The sequence below is a fragment of the Roseinatronobacter domitianus genome (assembly GCF_023336755.1).
In the GTDB taxonomy this organism is placed as follows: domain Bacteria; phylum Pseudomonadota; class Alphaproteobacteria; order Rhodobacterales; family Rhodobacteraceae; genus Roseinatronobacter; species Roseinatronobacter domitianus.
The window spans coordinates 1-3,392 of the sequence record NZ_JALZWP010000042.1 but is presented as its reverse complement, the minus strand read 5'-3'; the positions used below and the strand labels follow the sequence as shown (position 1 = coordinate 3,392).

5 protein-coding genes are annotated in these 3,392 nt (G+C 57.0%); all 5 read right to left on the bottom strand.

The window, feature by feature from the left end; all coding sequences use genetic code 11:
* Positions 1-150: 150 nt before the first annotated feature.
* Positions 151-1,059 carry a restriction endonuclease gene (locus tag M3N55_RS16565; protein ID WP_249060965.1) on the bottom strand — a complete coding sequence of 303 codons (909 nt, stop codon included), beginning with the start codon at positions 1,057-1,059 and terminating at the stop codon, positions 151-153.
* Between the two features lie 11 nt (positions 1,060-1,070).
* On the bottom strand, positions 1,071-2,039 hold the full coding sequence (locus M3N55_RS16560) for a hypothetical protein (protein ID WP_249060964.1): 969 nt from the start codon (positions 2,037-2,039) through the stop codon (positions 1,071-1,073).
* An 8-nt stretch (positions 2,040-2,047) separates the two neighbouring features.
* Positions 2,048-2,401, bottom strand: a complete 354-nt coding sequence (locus tag M3N55_RS16555; protein WP_249060963.1) for a hypothetical protein — start codon at positions 2,399-2,401, stop codon at positions 2,048-2,050.
* Between the two features lie 71 nt (positions 2,402-2,472).
* Positions 2,473-3,192 carry a hypothetical protein gene (locus M3N55_RS16550; RefSeq protein WP_249060962.1) on the bottom strand — a complete coding sequence of 240 codons (720 nt, stop codon included), beginning with the start codon at positions 3,190-3,192 and terminating at the stop codon, positions 2,473-2,475.
* A gap of 25 nt (positions 3,193-3,217) precedes the next feature.
* On the bottom strand, positions 3,218-3,392 hold a 175-nt coding region (locus M3N55_RS16545), incomplete at its 5' end, for a transposase (RefSeq protein WP_249060960.1).

Sequence of the window (3,392 nt, the reverse complement as noted above, 5' to 3'; positions counted from 1 at the left end):
TGGAAAGTAGGGCTTCAGACGCGCCATCTGTGCGTCGGTCAGCCAGAAAAGATTGCTCATGTCACCGCTCCGTTTTCGGAGCCGTGAATCACGCAGCGCTCGGGAAATCAATGCATCCTGACCCTAGGGCCGAAACTGCAACCACTCCACTCATATTCCCTCGAACCAGTTAGCCTCAATCTGAACCCGCTCGATCATCTCAGTCGTGACCCCCAGCCTGTTTTCCTTCAACAACTCGCAGAGCCGGTCACCGTCGATCAGGTCAATTGCTATCGCGCCATCTCGGGTGGCCTCATCCGATGCCTGGCTGGTGAAATGCCCTGTCGTTATGAAAAGCCCCTTGTCGGCACGGCCTTGTAGCGCACCGCGGAAGTCTCGGATTTCCTTTGCTCCGACACTCCCCTTCCAGCGCTTGCATTGAAAGTAAACTTGGAATGACACGAGGTTCACGCGCAGCACACCGACACCGTCGATCCCGCCGTCGCCGGACTTGCCGCGCACCTCGACCTTAGTGAAACCGGCCTCGCGCAGGAGACGCTGCGCCAGCCGTTCGAAACCGTCTGGGGTCATCTTGGCCAGCACGGCCAGCAATGCCGATTTCCAGTCCTCTTCGTCGGCAGGGCCGTCTTCGGCCATGACCTCAATCACTTCGCCCCTTTCAGCGTCGGCTTTCTTGGCGGCCAGTCGCTTTAGACGCGCGCGCTCACGCTCTTCCTGCGTCACCTGATCGTAGATTACTCGGGTCCCGCTCAAATCTGAGATCGCAGAACCTGTCTCGGTCAAAGCCCAAACCCCGCGCTTGGAATTGTTCAGCGCATCGCCGCGTTTTAGATAAGTCCTTGCCCATGCCAGATAGTAATTCACCCGCGTGCGATTTTCGTCGCGCGGCATGGTGTAGGCCTGCTCGGCCTCCGTCACGCCTTCCAGCTCGATCACCTTTTCATCAAGCTCTTGGATCGTTGCGGAACCACCCAGTTCCTTCAGCGCTTCGACAGTGACCAGCATCATGCCTGGAAGGTCGGGGAGCGTCTCGGCATCTATTTCAAATCGTCTTTTCATCAATAACCCAATCAACCAGCTTTTTCAGCGCCCTCGGCGGCCATTTTTCCGGCAGTCCAGCACTTACGGACAAGCCATTCCTCCGCGAGGTAGAACTCGCCGCCCAAAACCCTTGCACCGCCCTTGAAAAGACGCGCCTTCATTGCGTCTTCACCCTTGATGGCGGTGGCGGCGTCAAGATACGGCGCGGTATCCGGCACAGGCTCAGGAAACATGATTTCCCATTTGAAGCGCCCGGCAGGGTAGGCAGACTGGATCTGGTCCCTCCGCATGTAGGGGCTTTTCGAAAATCCAACCTTGATGATCATGCGCTCATCTTCATCGTCCACCGGCTCGCCAAGCCAGTTGGCGACCCCGCCGACCAGGCGGAGGATGTAAAGATGCTTCGGCCCATCAACCTCACCAACGAAGTACGGCTCCTTCGCCGGGATCACGGCGCGGCTTGGCTTCAGCGCATCCGAGAAGGGTCGCACCACGCTGTCCAACTTGCCGGTCTGGCCATAGACTGGCACCTCGTGGACGGTCAGATTTGCAAGGCGGGCCGCTTCTTCATCTGATAGTCGGACACCGTTCGCCCCGATCGCCTCGGCAGAGCTGCGCCCGTAGGTTTCGGCAAAGATGTCATCGACATTCTGCCATTCGGACTCGTCGATGATCCAGGCGCGTGAAACGCGTACGGCATATTGCCATTTGCCACGGCTCTTGGGGTCAGCTTCCTTTTCTTCCCAAGCGTCGCCCGACAGAAACTGCTTTATGTGCCCCGTCTCGCCAGTGGTCTCCAAAATCCCGACGACCTTGCCTCGCTGGTTGTCCGGACCTTTGCCCTTGGTAACATAGATGACGACAAGAGCACCCTTTCGCGCGTCGGGCAGGAACTTTTCGCGCCGCCAATTGTCCGAGAAACCGACACATCCCCAAGTGTCCGGGCTGAACCCCCAGAAAGAGGTGAGCCATACGGGGCGATCAGCCAAATCAAGCATTCTTCACCTCACGCCGCATAACGTCCCTCTTCGACCTTCTCGGCCTGTCCCAACGCCGCGAGGCTGTCCAGCAGCGGCTGCACGCTGGTCGTTCTCGCTCGCAGGAAGCGGCGGGCGATCTGTTCCGGGGTGGCTTCGCCCATCTCGGCCAGGGCTTCGCGGACGGCGGCGATCTGGTCGGGAAGGGTTTTTGGCCAGGGGGCTTTTTCGATCTTGGCGGTTGGGCCGACGTCCAATTCGGCCTGCGTGCCTTTGGTGGTCTGGCGGCCTTCGGGGTTCTGGTAATCGGGGCGGAGCCAGCGGATGTGGCCGCGCGCCTCTTCTTCGGCGCGTTCCTTGTTCAGGGCGACGAGGCGATACATCACCTCGTCTTCCGCGTCTTGTTGCTCTTTCGCCTTAGGTTGATGCGGTTTCGTTGCACCTTGCTTACCAATCAAAGCGCTAGATATGTCGGCCCAGCCGTATGCCTCAAAAGCCAGCTTGTCGAGCGTGTCGTGGTATTGCTTGAGTATGGCGATGTTCGCGCGCTGGTAGACCTCTCGATCCTTATCTGAAAACTCCGCGCTTTTTCATAATGTTCGGCAAGACGGAACGCTTCAAGCGCATTGTACATGTCTGTCAGCGTCAACCCTGGGTTTGCGCCAATTTGCGCTTTACGAAATCGGTCAAGGTCTCTTCCCTTGGCTCGGAGTTCATCAACCAAGCTCGAATCGACTTCTGTGAAATCAGGAAACGGGAATTGGTTGAAGGTGTTTGTGTGTTGATACACTGGGTCGTTGCCCTTCCCTTGCCAACCACCTGTTCTGAAAGAGAATTCGACGTGCAAGCGTGAGCACAAGATGGCAAAAATTGCCCAGTCGGAACATGCGATCACGCGAATCTTCTGATCTGGAGCGGCAGATCCATCCAATGAACTGAAGATCCGGTGGGCCGCTGTCTCGGTTGTACCGAAAAAGAAGGGCAAGCCTTTTAGTGCGGCGCGCATTTCCGTTGATGGCTGCCCAAACCGCCACCAGTTTTCGCGCCTGTATGGCATTTTATCTTCTGCTCGAATAGGTTTCGAGTTTTCGAGCAGATGCTGATATGCTTCCGGGAACTGATCGCGAACAAACGCCTCGGTTTTTGCATGAAAATCGAGTGGTAATCTCCCCATTTTTAACAGGGTGCATCCGTAGAATTTACGCGGCCATTTTCAATTTCATGGCGGGTGTGATGCCGCCGATGCCCATGTTGGGACGGTCGTTGTTGTAAGTCCATAGCCATTTCGTGGCTTGATCCTGTGCCTCCTCGATGCTTTCGATGATGTATTGGTCCAGCCATTCATGCCGAACCGTCCGGTTGTAGCGCTCGACA

Bases quoted from the DNA above. Each gene is read 5' to 3' on its own strand.
- M3N55_RS16560 (WP_249060964.1), bottom strand. From the start codon at position 2,039: ATGCTTGATTTGGCTGATCGCCCCGTATGGCTCACCTCTTTCTGGGGG.
- M3N55_RS16555 (WP_249060963.1), bottom strand. From the start codon at position 2,401: ATGTATCGCCTCGTCGCCCTGAACAAGGAACGCGCCGAAGAAGAGGCG.
- M3N55_RS16550 (WP_249060962.1), bottom strand. From the start codon at position 3,192: ATGGGGAGATTACCACTCGATTTTCATGCAAAAACCGAGGCGTTTGTT.
- M3N55_RS16565 (WP_249060965.1), bottom strand. From the start codon at position 1,059: ATGAAAAGACGATTTGAAATAGATGCCGAGACGCTCCCCGACCTTCCA.